This window comes from Pseudodesulfovibrio nedwellii (assembly GCF_027923765.1).
GTDB classification, from domain to species: Bacteria; Desulfobacterota; Desulfovibrionia; order Desulfovibrionales; family Desulfovibrionaceae; genus Pseudodesulfovibrio; species Pseudodesulfovibrio nedwellii.
The window spans coordinates 1,654,392-1,667,798 of record NZ_AP026709.1; the positions used below are offsets into that span (position 1 = coordinate 1,654,392).

The following is a 13,407-nucleotide window of genomic DNA, read 5'->3' on the forward strand; positions in this document are numbered from 1 at the left end:
CACCTTGCCTTAGGGAAAGCCAGACCACACACAAAAAACCAAAGGAGAGGTTTGGTATGGCTCAAGCAACTGTCGGACGTCCCGACAACACACCCGTATGGATCATCAGTGGTATTCTACTGGCATACGGCGTTCTCGTTTCCTCGGGAGCACTGACTGGTCTTCTGACCACATTCAAAGTCCATAAGGCAATGGACCTGATGCAGACCATGGCTTTCGTGGGCGGCGGACTTGGTGTCGCTACTGCGATGCTCAGGCAAGCACGTTGGAATAAACCCCTCAACAACTTTGACACCTTTGTACTGGAAACCATTCCGGGCATTCTGTTCATTGTGGCCTTGGCCATGGGCATCCGCTGGTTTGCAGAGCCGATGGTCAAACTCGCAAGTTCAGCCATGGTTCCAGCCCTTGGCTTCAAGCTCTACAAGGTACTGAACCTGAACTATGTTGTCCTCGGTATTCTCGTCGGTATCATCATCACCAACAGCTGGGGTATCCCAAAATTCGCAGCATCAGGCGTCAAAACCGCCCGCTTCGTGTTGAAGATGGGTGTTATCCTGCTGGGTGCCCGTTACTCCTTTGCAGAACTGGCAAAGCTGGGCATGGTTTCAGTCTGGATGATCGGCTTCTTTGTTCTGGGTACCGTATTCTTCGTCCTGTTCCTGGGTAAAGTTTTCAAACAACCTAAGACCATGACTGGCGTCCTGTCCGCAGGCATGGGTGTTTGCGGCGTATCCGCAACTGTTGCCTGCGCCCCGGTCGTCAAGGCCAAATGCTCCGAGATGGCCTACACCATCGGCACCATCCTCGGCTTTGGTATCCTGTGCATGTTCGTCTTCCCCACCGTTGGTAAAATCGCAGGCATGAACGCTACCCAGTTCGGCGCATGGGCCGGCACCGGCATCCTGAACTCTGCTCAGGTCGCTGCCGCCTGTCTCGCATTCAACGCTGTTGACATTAAAACCCTGAAAGTCGGTGAAATCTTCAACATCACCCGCGTTCTGTTCCTGCCCGTCATCGTTCTGGTGCTCGCCACATGGTACGGCAAGCAGTCCGGTCAAAAGTTGAGCTTCAAGGAAGTTGTCATCGACAAGTTCCCCATCTTCATCATCGGCTTCCTTATCCTGTTCTTCATGTCCTCCCTGGGTCTGTTCTCACCAGCAGATCACTACAAGGGCAAATACCTCGACTTCAGCTACAACGAACGCACCGAAGTCACTCCTGAAGAACTGACCATACTGAAAGCTGCGGCTGTCGCAGGCATTCAAGGGCTTAACGTGCAGGAAACCGCATCGTTGGATAACCTTGTCAAACAGCACCAGATCGCCGGTAACTTCGACGATCGTGGCGACAAAACCAAGTTCGACACTGTGGCCCGTGAACGTATGGCCGGTCTGGAATCCATGATCGCCCGTGCAAAGGGTGGCGAAGTGACGATTTCCACAGACGTCAAATCAGCACTCTCACACGCGATCAAGCAGGTTCACAAAAAATCCAAGACTATTGTTACCCTGACCAACGCCATGATCTGGTTCTTTGCTTATGGTCTCATCGGCCTTGGCATGCAGATCACAGGCAAGTCCCTTGCTCAGGCAGGCGGCTGGCCGCTGGTCATGGGTGGTATCTCCGGCGTTGCCAAGGCGACCCTGTCCTTCATCGTCGTCATGTACTTCGTCAAGGACGTCGTCCTTCACTAAAAGGAGAATTGAAAAATGGCTGAAGATATCAAATGCAATGTCAACACTGAGGATCAGGCGGAAAACGAAGAGCGCGCACTGTCCGTCTTCGCTTCCGAAAAAAGTGAAGATCTGACCGCCCTTGTGCTCGTCATGATCGTGACCTTCCTGGTCCTGCTGTTCACCAAGTGGATGGCCTAGTAATCGATACGTAAACCTCGCCGTATACGGAGGGGGACGCATGTTCCCCTCCCATACGGAGATCAAAAAAAACGAAGACTGTCATGAAGCATATACTTCTCGCAACACACGGCACCCCCGGCGCACGCAAAGCTGAAAAGCTGGCCCGCCAATGGGCAGACCAGTACGGCGCAAAAGTCACCGTCCTTTCAATCATCAATGAAGCATGGGGCGATATGACCTGCGACGACTGGTTGAATACCTCCACCACGCGTAATGTCTTCGGTTCCTATGTAGCGAGTGAAATCGCCAAGGAAATCGATACGGTCTGGGACCGTCTGCGCACGGATTTTGATGGGGTGGAACTCGATTTTCTCAGCAAAGGCGGCAAGCTCGACAACGTGCTGGCCGAAGCCGCTGTCAAAATCGAGGCCGATGTAGCAATCATGGGTGCCTGGCAGAAAGAACAGGCCCCCGGCTTCAGAGACCGCTTTGAAAACAAGCGTCTGCACCCGCAGATGCCATGCCCACTGGTGGTGGCACCATGACATACGCATCCGAAACCATAAACCGTCGAGACCGCGCTCACGCGGACGTTGAAGAACTCCCCAGACCCGGCGTCTGGATGGAGACCAACCTTCCTTGGAACACAGCCTTCTGGAGCGACCTCAAAGGGAAAACCCTGATGAGACTCAACCCTCACTGGCATGTTGAAAAAGACAAAACCAGCGAAGGCTTCCCCGTGGAAGACGTTCTGGTGGAAGCCGAGTTCCGGGCAACCCCTGAACTAACAGCCACAGCGGACACCTTTCAGGCATCCTTCCCGGAAATCGGCCTGACCCTATCTGCCCGCAAATGCGAAGACGGTGCCAACACGGCCCTTTCCTTCACCATGGACGAGGTAGAGAACTGCCCCTTCACAGCTGAAGATGCCGGACGCACCATGCAATACTGGCTGCCCAGCCTGCGTGAATACTACCGACTGCACGAGTCCAACTCACTCAAACATCGCGCATGGCGTTTCTTCATGAACAAAGTCATGCTGACCATGAACCCCACCCAGCGCAGAATCAGTGGCTTCATGTTCAAACTCACCGTCCTCGAATGCCTGTTCATCGTCATCCTTGGCGTGGGCTGGTTCTACTACGGAGCCTAGGAGAAAATCATGCTTAAAAATTTCTTTCACCACTTTATTGTTGGCCTCGGCGCACTTGGATACCTGCTGGCAGTCCCGGTGTTGTTGTATCAATACCTCGGCCTCATGAACAACTGGCCGCACCTGTTCCTCAGCATCGTATATGATTCTGCCGGAGACTGGTGGCTGGATGTTAACTGGCAGGCTCCCGCTCTATGGATTGCCGTAGGCTTTATCGTCTTGGCCGCCGCGACCCACGCCTTCTTCCGACGCAACGACACGCTCGGATACAGAGAAGCTGAAGTTCCAAGCGCACACGGATTCTAATTTTTATGATGTTCGGAAGATTGCCTCCTCCTTCTTTTCGAACACCCAAAAAACCTCATTGCCTCTCGAGGTTGGCACTCCGAGAAAGTTGCGGTATTCTTCACCCCAAAGCCGCAACTTCCCGGAGTCCCTCTCGTCCGACCCATTTGATCCAGACTCCGCCCAGCCCAAGGACATCACATGTGGAGCGCACTGGAAAACGCTGCTCTTCGAGAGAGCCTCCCTTCTCCGCTCAAACCGGCGCAGTCCATTCACGACATCCTTATAGCCGGACAATTGGACCGGGGCAGATACAACCTGCATCACCTCGGCAGACGCCGCTCCAAACCATATCTTCTCAAACAATTCTACAGCATCGACACAAACGCTTTTCTACGCTGGCAGAATGAAGCCCGATTCATTCCTCTACTCCCGACAGAAGGATACGCATGGCCCTGTGAAGAATGGCGTGGTGGACTGATCACCCCATTTCCAGAGGGACTTCCGATTGATGAATGGCTTGCTCAGGGTGGACATCCTATGCAGACACGGCTTGAAGTCGCGGCCATGCTGGCCGGACAATTAGCACGCCTCCATGCTTCCGGCATCGCACATAGATGCCTCTCACCCGCATGTGTTCGTATCGACAAGAAAGGAATTGTCATCACGGATTTCGGCTCCGCCCGATGTGAACAGTGGGATGATTTCTGGACGGATTCAAGCATGAGTCCGAACGACGCGACCTGTGCTTCCCCGGAATCACTCAAGGGCGAAGAATGCGGTTATGATGAAGACATCCACGCGTTTGGCGCTATCCTTTATCTCCTGCTCGCTGGCAAAACAGCATTCAATTCCATCAAACTCATGCTGCGCCCGCTCTTTCCGGGACAGATCCCGCCAGACAAACTCTCCACAACGGCCGACGTTCCTGATCCGATTCGGGCTCTTGCTGCAGCCTGTCTGTCTCTCGCTCCATCAGACAGACCAAGCATGGATGAAGTCGCCAGACAAATGGCGCACACTTGTCCTCATTCCACTTTGGATAATAAAACAATTTCCATCCCAAGCGGCAATGCTTCGACCAAAGACAAAAAAAAGATTTTAGTCTTCGTGAGTGATGACAACCGATCCGTACCAATTTTCGACACAGCCTTGAAATTGGCCGAGGCCAAGCCATCCGTCTTTCTCTTTGTCGGCCTGATCCCCTACAACCTGCCAAGCGGCCACACCGAACGTTTCACAGGAAATCTTTTCAAGAAGATGAGCCAAGGGTTACTCCGGTGCAGGGGAGCCTCTCTCGCCTGGAGCTTGCGCGTACTCACAAGCGCTGACCCAGAAAAAACAGCAGTGGATTTTGTCAGGCAATACAGGCCTGATCTGATCCTCCTCGGCGAAAATGGAAAAAGAAACAAACGGACCATACGACGCGGCTTTCATACACATCTTGCCGCAGAGAATGTACGCATCCACTCCGTTCGATAATACTCTATGCGCTTCAAAGAAATGTCACAGAAGAACAATTGACTTTACCGGCACAACCTATTTGAATGTCCAACAAAAAAGGGAACTGCCATGTTTATTATTTCGTTGACCTATATTTGTGACCTCACTGAAATCGACCGTTTTCTGGACGAACACGTTGCCTATCTAAAAGAAGAATACGCACGCGGTCATTTCATCGCGTCCGGCCGCAAGGACCCCAGAACCGGCGGTATAATTCTCGCCAAAGCCAAATCCCGTACCGAACTCGATACGATTCTCGCAAAAGATCCATTCCACCGAGAACATCTTGCCAAATATGACATTCAGGAATTTATTCCGACCATGACAGCTCTAGGATTGGAAGCCCTACTTGACCTGCAGGCTGAGTAAAGCTCACAGCAACCACACGGAAGACTGTTTCGCAAAAAAATACACCCTCAACAAGTCAACTATTTCTTTTAATTGCAAACATCATGACTGCACTCTATGTTTAGAACCATTAATACAAGCAAAGGAGTCCATACATGTTTCGTAAAATACACTTATTCGCACTTATAATCCTAACGCTTCTGCTTCAGGCAACCCCTGCCGTTTCCTGCACACGTTTCATATATACGGCTGACGACAACCAGGTGTTAACCGGCCGCTCCATGGACTGGCTGGAGGACCTGCACAGTGATCTATGGGCGTTCTCTCGCGGCATGGAACGCGACGGTGGCGCGGGTAAAGGGTCCATTAAATGGACAGCAAAATATGGCAGTGTCATTGCCTCCGGGTACGACGCGGCCTCAGCAGACGGCATGAATGAAAAAGGTCTGGTTGCCAACCTGCTCTATCTGGCTGAATCGGAATACGGCTCACTCAACAACAAGCCGGGGCTGTCCGTGGCTGCATGGGTACAATATGTACTTGATAATTACGCCACAGTGAATGAAGCCGTGGACTCCATACGCAAAGAACCATTTCGTATCGTGGCTGCCAAACTCCCCAACGGCTCTGCTCCGACTCTGCATCTGGCCATTTCCGACCCGACCGGCGATTCCGCCATTTTCGAATACATCAAAGGCAAACTGACCATTCATCATGGCAAGCAGTTCAAAGTCATGACCAACTCTCCAATATACGACAGGCAACTTGCACTGGATGATTATTGGCAGGAAATCGGTGGTCTGACCATGCTCCCCGGCACCAACAGAGCCAGTGACCGATACGTCCGCGCCAGCTTTTATGTAGATGCCCTGCCCAAGTTCAAAGACAATCGCATGGCCGTATCCGCCGCATTCAGTGTCATCCGCAATGTCTCTGTTCCTATCGGCATCACCACCCCGGATCATCCGAACATCTCCACCACTATCTGGCGCTCCGTCTCAGACCAGAAGAACCTCATTTATTATTACGAATCCGCTATCTCTCCCAATATTTTCTGGATCGATTTGAAAAAAATCGATTTCAGCTCGACCCAAAAACCTCAAAAAATCAGCCTGCAAGGGCATCCGATCTTCGCTGGTGATGTGTCTGAACATTTTGTTCCGACAAAACCTTTCAAGTGGATGGCTCCTGAGAAATAAACGATTCAATTCCAATTAGGAGGCCCGAAAGAACAGTGTTCTTTCGGGCTTTTTCTTTTATTCATGTTCAACTTGAACAATTCAATTTAATCCAAGGAAGGCATCTTGACCTTTCTTTGTTTCATCAATTTTTTTGCCTGCTCAATGGTCCTAAATCGAGAAATTGACAAGGGACCACCATAAGACTCACTCTGAACGGGTCGAGGAGGATATTTAATAAAGCTAGCCATCACTTTTTCAAGTTCACTGGTCATGATGGGTGCGGCCCACGTTGTCTCAGTCTGAGAATTCATGAAGATATCAACTCGTTCCTGAGGGTCCATCATCAAATCGTAGACCTGCGGTACTGTTGCCACATATTTTTCTGCACCGACCCATCCAAGTTGTGGAGCAGAATGTGGCGCGCCCGGCATTGCACCATTATCACCACGCATATTAAAGACAAACTTTAGCCGTCCAACCCGAATAGCCCCTGGAGACAATTCTCGTTCAGTAAAATAAAACCAAGAATCCCGTTCAGATTTTCCCGACCCAAACAAAATTGGGGACATATCATAACTATCAAAAACAATCGGCTTGCCCTCACGGTCCTTCGTGGGCAATGAAATATCAGCCAATTGGGCAAATGTAGCCATGAAATCCAAGCCTCCGACTATATCATGCGACTCGCTTCCAGCTTTGATTTTTTTAGGCCACCACGCTATTGCGGGGACTCTGCTTCCGGCTTCTCGATCCGTACCTTTTGTGCCACGGAAGGGAGTATAACCGGCATCAGGAAGTACATCCTGCCATGCGCCATTATCCACAGTATAAAAAACTATCGTATTTTCCTGAATACCCAAATCTTTAACTTTTTTCAGAATTTGACCAATATGGTGGTCCAGCTCCATCACACTATCAGCATAATCCCACTTGCCGGGAGATTTCCCCTGAAATTGTTTGGAAGGTAAATTAGGCTGATGATTCTTACCAAAATTCACACTCATAAAAAAAGGAGCATCGCCCTTTGCATATTTTTCCATCGACTTAAGGACGGTCTTGGTCATTTCAACATCAAGTTCGGCAATATTTTCATCAGTAATCTTAGCATACTCACGAGCAGGCTTACCGGCCTCGCCTTCAAGCAAACCAGTCGTGTTCTTCTTAAAAAACTCTCTCAACTTCGGGTCCATAGTTTTATGCCAACTGTCCATCGCATATGTATATGCATTGAGATGATACAAAAAAGTATTCCTCATCTCATCATATCCATGGGCGATAGGGAGAGCATAATCGGATTCACCAAGATGCCATTTCCCGGCAAAAAAAGTTTTATATCCAGCTTTTTTAAGCACCGAAGCCAAAGTCCATTCAGCTTTGGGGAGTCCTCCACCTTGTCCCTGAAACGCAACCGTTGTCATTCCACTCCTGTTGGGGTAACGGCCAGTCTGCATGGCGGCACGCCCGGGCGTACAGCTTGGTTGGCCGTAAAAAGACCAAAATTGCATACCCTCGTTAGCCATCGTATCAAGATTTGGTGTCGGCATTCCGCGCCCAACACCTCCACCGTAAACGCCAAAATCTCCCCACCCTGTATCATCAGATACGAGAAGAATTATATTTGGTTTTTGAGCGGCGTCAGCCATTGGACTGCCTCCGAAGAAGAAAAAAAAGGACGCAAATAAAAAAACAATAAGAGAACAGACTCTTTTCATGCCACAGACCTCCGGTTTATGATATTGACATCCCAAAAAACTCCATCTTAATCAGTCAAACGCATTAACAAAATCTCATTCCAAAAACTGCAGATTCAAGCCTAAAAATACCTGCCATTTTTCTTGATGGTCTCCACGCCTTGCGGCCGATATTTGAGGTTCCACAAAAAAATTGTAGACGACAGACCCTTTCTTAATAACCTGACCGATTCCTATGCCCACCGGAATATTATAATCCCCGCTTTGCAGGTTATAATCGAAGATAGGCGCAGCCCGTAAATATGTTCCACCTCCCAACTGATAAAAACCGAAAGGCTGAAAGGCAGCCACATTCACATCAGCTCGATCATCTTTACCCGCAAAACTATGCTGCCAGCTCAATAGATAGCCATACTGAACCGTATGTGACTCTGCATTAAACAAGACATTGACCAACCCGGCAGACCATTTCTCACTTCCGAGTTCACTTTTTGAAGCGGTCGGCAAAGTGATTTGAGGCCCAATACCAAAACTGATTGCAGGGTCGCCGGTATCCAAGAGATAGGCTGCAAACATATTCAAATCACCCAACCCGTTTTCATTACTAAGACTAGATGAAGTTGGCATGGAGTTAACAGGCAACGACGCTCTCAAAAGCCATGGAGTCTCCGCGACTGAAAAAGGCTTGGCATACCGCAACCAAAACTGATTGGCGGAATCATCTGAGTTGGAAATATCGCCTATGAAATAATTTTGAATATTAAAAGCAGTCATCTTAGCCAAAGGATTATTGGCCTGGGCGGTAGCAGCAGCTTTCTCTTTTGTATCGCTAACAACGGTTCCGGTAGGCTGTTGCTCGTTGGCATGGACAAAGGGAACAACCAAAATAGAAACATACAACACAAAGGACACCAAACCAACTGCTGATGCTTTGCATTGAGAAAACCGTAGGTTCACAATCATATTGCCTCCACAAAAAGAATATTGATAACAACTCTTACATAAAAAAAGATTTAGATATAGCCTCATTCATTTTTATAACCTCCCCCCCCAATATTAAAATCAAAAATCATCAGCTTTTTAAGTCCATTGGGCTAAAGTTTCGCTAAGGACAAAATATTTGCCGCCTATCCAAAGACTCGATACAAACGGCCAAGCATCAGGAGGTTTATCGTGTTGGTTATCCTCGTCACGGAGATTTGGGGACGCACTCCACATGTCGATTTGATGGCTGAAACACTTGGTCTCATCTCGAATATGGTCAAAGTCGTTGATCCTTATGATGAAACCGACCAACAATTCACAAACGAAGAGGAAGCATACTCCTCTTTCATCACACGATGTGGGCATGACGAATATACCCGGCGAGTATCACATGCAGTTTCAAGAGCCACGGAACCTGTGCACCTTGTTGGGTTCAGCGCCGGAGCCGGGGCTGTGTGGGCGACCGTCTGCGAAGGGATAAAGGACACAGTTCACGACGCCCTGTGTTTCTACGGGTCATCAATCCGTACCATGCTCGACGCGGTTCCAACCGTGCCTGTCGAATTAATTTTCCCCGAGCATGAACCCCATTTCAACGTACAAGACGTGGTTCATACTTTGCGCGAAAAACCAATGACACAGTGCCACACCGTTCCTTACGGCCATGGCTTCATGAACCCATTATCCGCCAACTACGATAGTGAAGGATATAAACTCTGGTCTCAATGGATTCAAAATCATTTAATTTCATTCCCTTAAGGGAATACCGCACAATAAAAACGGACCTTGTCGAAGAGGAACGGGCAGTGTACATGAGCAATTGAATACACAATTCCCTGTAACTCACAGCTCGGAGGTCTCCATGAGAACTACCTGCTCTCGTCTTCTTCTCGTCCTGCTCATCATTACAGCACTTCCATCAGCATCCTGTTCCGGGGGAAAACAAACACCCCTGCCCTATTCAACCACTCCCAATTTCTCAACTGATCCTTTTTTCCTGGGGCAGGAAGGCGGAGACTTCGGTACAGGGTTGGCCCTCGCCGACATCAATGGCGACGGATTCAAGGACATGGTAGTTTCCAGCGGCAATGACAAAGCCTTGCAACATGTTACGGTATATTTGAATCGTCAGGACGGAACCTTTCCCGAAAGTCCGGACTGGATATCAGACGACACCGACCACCACGGAACCCTTGCCGTGGGAGACATTGACGGTGATGGATTCAACGACGTCGCTGTCTCGGTATTTCTCGGAAAAGGACTGGAATATGAAAAAGGTGGAATAAAGGTCTATTACAACCAACGCGGGACCTTGAATCATCAGCCATCATTTACAGACACGGGCTACCCGTCCTTTGGCTGCGCGCTGGGTGACATTGACGGCGACGGCGACCTTGATCTGGCTGTTGCCTGCGGAGAACCTATTCCCGAAGTGGAAAGCTTCGCCACACAAGAATGCTCAAGAAACACAAAAACAAAACATACAAATACAAAAGAAAGCAGCCGCACAGACAACCCACAGCCCCCGTTCAAAGTACAGAATCGTATCTACATCAACCAGAATGGCCGTTACTCCTCACAGTCCAGCTCAATGTGGCTGACAAAAGACTCATTTGTGTCCATGGCCGTTACTTTTGGCGATGTGAACACGGATGGACTCATGGACGTTATTTTTGATTCTGCCCCGGTCCGCCTGTACCTTGGCCGACTCGGAACCACCCCGGCCACAACACCGGGATGGACATCTGAAGACCAGAACTACTACGGCAACGGTATTGATTATGCGCCGTCCATTCACAAAGAGCCGGCTCAGCCTGACACCGTACCCACCATCGCCTCTTCTTCCAACTGCTACATGGGAAAAGGACGCGGCGGCTTCTCGCTCTATCGATTCCTGTCCCCGTTCGTAATCCAATATGAACCGCGCACCAGTTGGCCCACATGGACTTCAAAATTTGGAGGATGGGGTTCTGCCATTCGCATGGCCGACCTTAATCAGGACGGCAATCTCGATCTCATCACACACCGCTGGAACCCGCCGGGACGTAACGAACTTGCAGGCACCCTGCTGGTCTATCTTGGTAACGGATCAACCTATCCCGACACCTGGGACTGGAGTTCGTCAGACCAATACACTTCAATCATTGAAGCTATCGATCTGGCTGACCTCGATAAAAAAGCCCTCGCACAAGGTGTCTATGAGGCCAATGTTGACGACAGCAAATGGGGGGAAGAACAGGACGGCCAATCCGTCTTTTATGTTGGTCCACAGATCATCGAAGAATTCACCATGGTAAAACGCTGGAGCCAAGCCAGCGGATGGGTACAGCTCCAGGCTGGCAATGATTACACCTTTGTTCCCGGACGAAGTTGGATTTCTTTCACGGATCCCCTGCGAAGAGGAAACAAGGTACAAATTGTCTTTATGGCCTCGCCTGATTTGGACATCGTTTATACCAATTGGAACTGTGACAAGGGCAACTTCATCTACAATTACCAACCAAACACTACACGCTAAAATAGTAAAGGGCTTGGAAGCATTCCTTCCAAGCCCTTTATTTATTGGGAAACTATAAAAATCAGCCCCTTTAAAACAAAAGGCAGGCCAACTTGCAATCTTTCAACAAAGCATAGTAGTCATTCTATCGTAAAGATGAATTCCACTTTTTGCTCAATAAAACACTCTTCAGGAGGAATCTGCATGAAAAAAACAACCAGGTTCAGACAACTCATAAATGCTCCTGATATTCTCATGTTGCCAGTGGTCCACGACGGACTTTCTGCCATGGCCGTTGCTCAAGCGGGATTCAAGGCCACCAGTATCGCAGGGTACGGATCCGCCGGTAGCCTCTTGGGGCTGCCAGACTTCGGTTTACTGAGTTCCACCGAAATGCTTACCCATTATGCACATCTGATTGCCCGGGTCGACCTGCCCATCATGGTTGACATCGACACCGGATTTGGCGATGTCAACAATGTCATCCGTACGGTGCGTCAAGTAGAACAAATGGGTGCAGCCGCACTCTTTATAGAGGATCAAACCTACCCCAAACGTTGTGGGCATATGAGTGGCAAATCAGTTGTCGATGTAGATGAATACCTGCCCAAACTACGCGCTGCATTGTGGGCTCGCAAAGACCCTGACTTCGTTATAATGGCCCGAACTGACGCCCTTGCTGTATATGGACGAGACGAGGCCATACGCCGAGCCAAACTCTATGAAGAAGCGGGAGCTGACATGGTATTCGTTGAAGCGGTCACCTCGACCGAAGATATGCGCGAAGTCAATTCAGCGGTTTCGATACCCAGTGCGGCCAACATGATTGAGGGAGGCAAAACGCCTTTCATGACAGCCGATGAACTTCAAGAATTGGGATACGCGGTAGCCTGCTATCCATGCGGTTCAGTGTTCACAGCCGCCCGCGCCCTGCAAAAATGGGCTGAATACCTCAAGAGCAACCGCACCACGGCAGGCTTTTCCACACAGGAGAACATGATGAGCTTCGAGGAGTATTTCCGTTTCATCGGCGCCGAGGACATTCGAAAACAAGAGAAACAATTTTTCAACAAATAGCTACAACCTGTCCCCAACGATTAAAGAGGTTATCCGATACTTTGGATAACCTCTTTAATCTCACTCTTTAAAAAAGAATTAAAACAAAGAACGCTAAATTTCTTTCATATCCCTGTTGGCGTATTCAAAGAACTCGCCATCCTTAATGTCGAATTCATGATCAAAAAAAGCCGATGAGATAAGGAACTCAGCAGACGAACGATTGTTGGCTGTTGGAATATTGTACAAAACAGCCAAACGAAGCAACGCCTTCACATCCACATCATGCGGTTGAGGCTCCATGGGGTCCCAAAAGAAAATGAGAATATCAACTTTTCCGTCAGCGATCAGGGCGCCCATCTGTTGATCTCCGCCCAATGGTCCGGACTTCAACCGGGTAACCTTCTTGAGGTCGTGACTCTCTCCATCCTTCGAAATTCTTTCCTTGAACAGGATCTCCACCATCTTACCGGTTGTTCCAGTCGCAATCAGATTGTGCTGCATCATCATGTTGCGATTGCAATCAATGAAATCCAGAAGCTCACCTTTGCAATTATCATGGGCCACAACCGCTATATTTTTCACTTTATTCATATCAACTCCAGAGCGTAGCTCAATGTAGTAGTATCAATTGTCACGCCAGAGCCTAATCTGCACCTTTCATTGAGGCACCTCAAGAACCATTTTAGTACATCCAAAAGAAATCGCTCGAGTGTGTGCAAGACATTAAGAACGTCTCGGGAAAATACACAGAAAAAGCGATGACGCCAGGCGGGGCACGCCTGGCGTCATTCTTTTCATGCCCACTTTCCGAGGTGATGGGGGCAGTTACGGAGTGTGAGGCTAAGGG

Annotated in this window: 14 protein-coding genes; 11 read left to right on the forward strand and 3 right to left on the reverse strand. The window is 49.2% G+C overall.

Features of this window, described 5'->3' with window-relative positions:
* Window positions 1-56: 56 nt before the first annotated feature.
* The 8 genes from SYK_RS07785 to SYK_RS07820 all read left to right on the forward strand — a co-directional run bounded on the left by SYK_RS07785 (window position 57) and on the right by SYK_RS07820 (window position 6,347).
* The gene (locus SYK_RS07785) at window positions 57-1,697 is read left to right on the forward strand and encodes a YeiH family protein (protein ID WP_281763022.1); all 1,641 of its coding nucleotides are present in this window, start codon (window positions 57-59) and stop codon (window positions 1,695-1,697) included.
* Window positions 1,698-1,712: 15 nt separating this feature from the next.
* On the forward strand, window positions 1,713-1,877 hold the full coding sequence (locus SYK_RS07790; RefSeq protein WP_281763023.1) for a hypothetical protein: 165 nt from the start codon (window positions 1,713-1,715) through the stop codon (window positions 1,875-1,877).
* Between the two features lie 83 nt (window positions 1,878-1,960).
* Window positions 1,961-2,404, forward strand: coding sequence for a universal stress protein (locus SYK_RS07795; protein ID WP_281763024.1), 444 nt, complete (start codon window positions 1,961-1,963; stop codon window positions 2,402-2,404).
* On the forward strand, window positions 2,380-3,012 hold the full coding sequence (locus tag SYK_RS07800; protein WP_281763025.1) for a hypothetical protein: 633 nt from the start codon (window positions 2,380-2,382) through the stop codon (window positions 3,010-3,012). The genes SYK_RS07795 and SYK_RS07800 overlap by 25 nt, the downstream gene beginning before the upstream one ends.
* Window positions 3,013-3,021: 9 nt before the next feature.
* Window positions 3,022-3,318: a hypothetical protein gene (locus SYK_RS07805; RefSeq protein WP_281763026.1), complete on the forward strand. Its 297-nt coding sequence runs from the start codon at window positions 3,022-3,024 to the stop codon at window positions 3,316-3,318.
* 180 nt (window positions 3,319-3,498) lie between these two features.
* The gene (locus tag SYK_RS07810) at window positions 3,499-4,779 is read left to right on the forward strand and encodes a protein kinase domain-containing protein (RefSeq protein WP_281763027.1); all 1,281 of its coding nucleotides are present in this window, start codon (window positions 3,499-3,501) and stop codon (window positions 4,777-4,779) included.
* A 90-nt stretch (window positions 4,780-4,869) separates the two neighbouring features.
* On the forward strand, window positions 4,870-5,169 hold the full coding sequence (locus SYK_RS07815; RefSeq protein ID WP_281763028.1) for a YciI family protein: 300 nt from the start codon (window positions 4,870-4,872) through the stop codon (window positions 5,167-5,169).
* Between the two features lie 134 nt (window positions 5,170-5,303).
* The gene (locus tag SYK_RS07820; protein WP_281763029.1) at window positions 5,304-6,347 is read left to right on the forward strand and encodes a linear amide C-N hydrolase; all 1,044 of its coding nucleotides are present in this window, start codon (window positions 5,304-5,306) and stop codon (window positions 6,345-6,347) included.
* 86 nt (window positions 6,348-6,433) lie between these two features.
* Here SYK_RS07820 and SYK_RS07825 read toward each other — a convergent pair whose 3' ends face one another.
* Together SYK_RS07825 and SYK_RS07830 are read right to left on the reverse strand one after the other, a co-directional pair.
* Window positions 6,434-7,972, reverse strand: a complete 1,539-nt coding sequence (locus SYK_RS07825; RefSeq protein ID WP_281763030.1) for an arylsulfatase — start codon at window positions 7,970-7,972, stop codon at window positions 6,434-6,436.
* A 144-nt stretch (window positions 7,973-8,116) separates the two neighbouring features.
* Complete coding sequence (locus SYK_RS07830) at window positions 8,117-8,983, reverse strand: hypothetical protein (RefSeq protein WP_281763031.1); 867 nt, start codon at window positions 8,981-8,983, stop codon at window positions 8,117-8,119.
* A 210-nt stretch (window positions 8,984-9,193) separates the two neighbouring features.
* On the opposite strand from SYK_RS07830, the gene SYK_RS07835 reads away from it, so the two are divergent.
* From SYK_RS07835 to SYK_RS07845, 3 genes are all read left to right on the forward strand, one after another.
* Window positions 9,194-9,763 carry a dienelactone hydrolase family protein gene (locus SYK_RS07835; RefSeq protein ID WP_281763032.1) on the forward strand — a complete coding sequence of 190 codons (570 nt, stop codon included), beginning with the start codon at window positions 9,194-9,196 and terminating at the stop codon, window positions 9,761-9,763.
* Window positions 9,764-9,866: 103 nt separating this feature from the next.
* Window positions 9,867-11,522, forward strand: coding sequence for an FG-GAP repeat domain-containing protein (locus SYK_RS07840; protein WP_281763033.1), 1,656 nt, complete (start codon window positions 9,867-9,869; stop codon window positions 11,520-11,522).
* A gap of 183 nt (window positions 11,523-11,705) precedes the next feature.
* A complete protein-coding gene (locus SYK_RS07845) occupies window positions 11,706-12,578 on the forward strand; it encodes an isocitrate lyase/PEP mutase family protein (protein ID WP_281763034.1) in 873 nt (290 codons plus the stop codon).
* 93 nt (window positions 12,579-12,671) lie between these two features.
* Here SYK_RS07845 and SYK_RS07850 read toward each other — a convergent pair whose 3' ends face one another.
* A complete protein-coding gene (locus SYK_RS07850; protein WP_281763035.1) occupies window positions 12,672-13,151 on the reverse strand; it encodes a methylglyoxal synthase in 480 nt (159 codons plus the stop codon).
* Window positions 13,152-13,407: the final 256 nt, after the last annotated feature.

Bases quoted from the DNA above. Each gene is read 5' to 3' on its own strand.
- SYK_RS07810 (WP_281763027.1), top strand. From the start codon at position 3,499: ATGTGGAGCGCACTGGAAAACGCTGCTCTTCGAGAGAGCCTCCCTTCT.
- SYK_RS07790 (WP_281763023.1), top strand. From the start codon at position 1,713: ATGGCTGAAGATATCAAATGCAATGTCAACACTGAGGATCAGGCGGAA.
- SYK_RS07820 (WP_281763029.1), top strand. From the start codon at position 5,304: ATGTTTCGTAAAATACACTTATTCGCACTTATAATCCTAACGCTTCTG.
- SYK_RS07815 (WP_281763028.1), top strand. From the start codon at position 4,870: ATGTTTATTATTTCGTTGACCTATATTTGTGACCTCACTGAAATCGAC.
- SYK_RS07785 (WP_281763022.1), top strand. From the start codon at position 57: ATGGCTCAAGCAACTGTCGGACGTCCCGACAACACACCCGTATGGATC.
- SYK_RS07825 (WP_281763030.1), bottom strand. From the start codon at position 7,972: ATGGCTGACGCCGCTCAAAAACCAAATATAATTCTTCTCGTATCTGAT.
- SYK_RS07800 (WP_281763025.1), top strand. From the start codon at position 2,380: ATGCCCACTGGTGGTGGCACCATGACATACGCATCCGAAACCATAAAC.
- SYK_RS07795 (WP_281763024.1), top strand. From the start codon at position 1,961: ATGAAGCATATACTTCTCGCAACACACGGCACCCCCGGCGCACGCAAA.
- SYK_RS07830 (WP_281763031.1), bottom strand. From the start codon at position 8,983: ATGATTGTGAACCTACGGTTTTCTCAATGCAAAGCATCAGCAGTTGGT.
- SYK_RS07805 (WP_281763026.1), top strand. From the start codon at position 3,022: ATGCTTAAAAATTTCTTTCACCACTTTATTGTTGGCCTCGGCGCACTT.
- SYK_RS07845 (WP_281763034.1), top strand. From the start codon at position 11,706: ATGAAAAAAACAACCAGGTTCAGACAACTCATAAATGCTCCTGATATT.
- SYK_RS07850 (WP_281763035.1), bottom strand. From the start codon at position 13,151: ATGAATAAAGTGAAAAATATAGCGGTTGTGGCCCATGATAATTGCAAA.
- SYK_RS07840 (WP_281763033.1), top strand. From the start codon at position 9,867: ATGAGAACTACCTGCTCTCGTCTTCTTCTCGTCCTGCTCATCATTACA.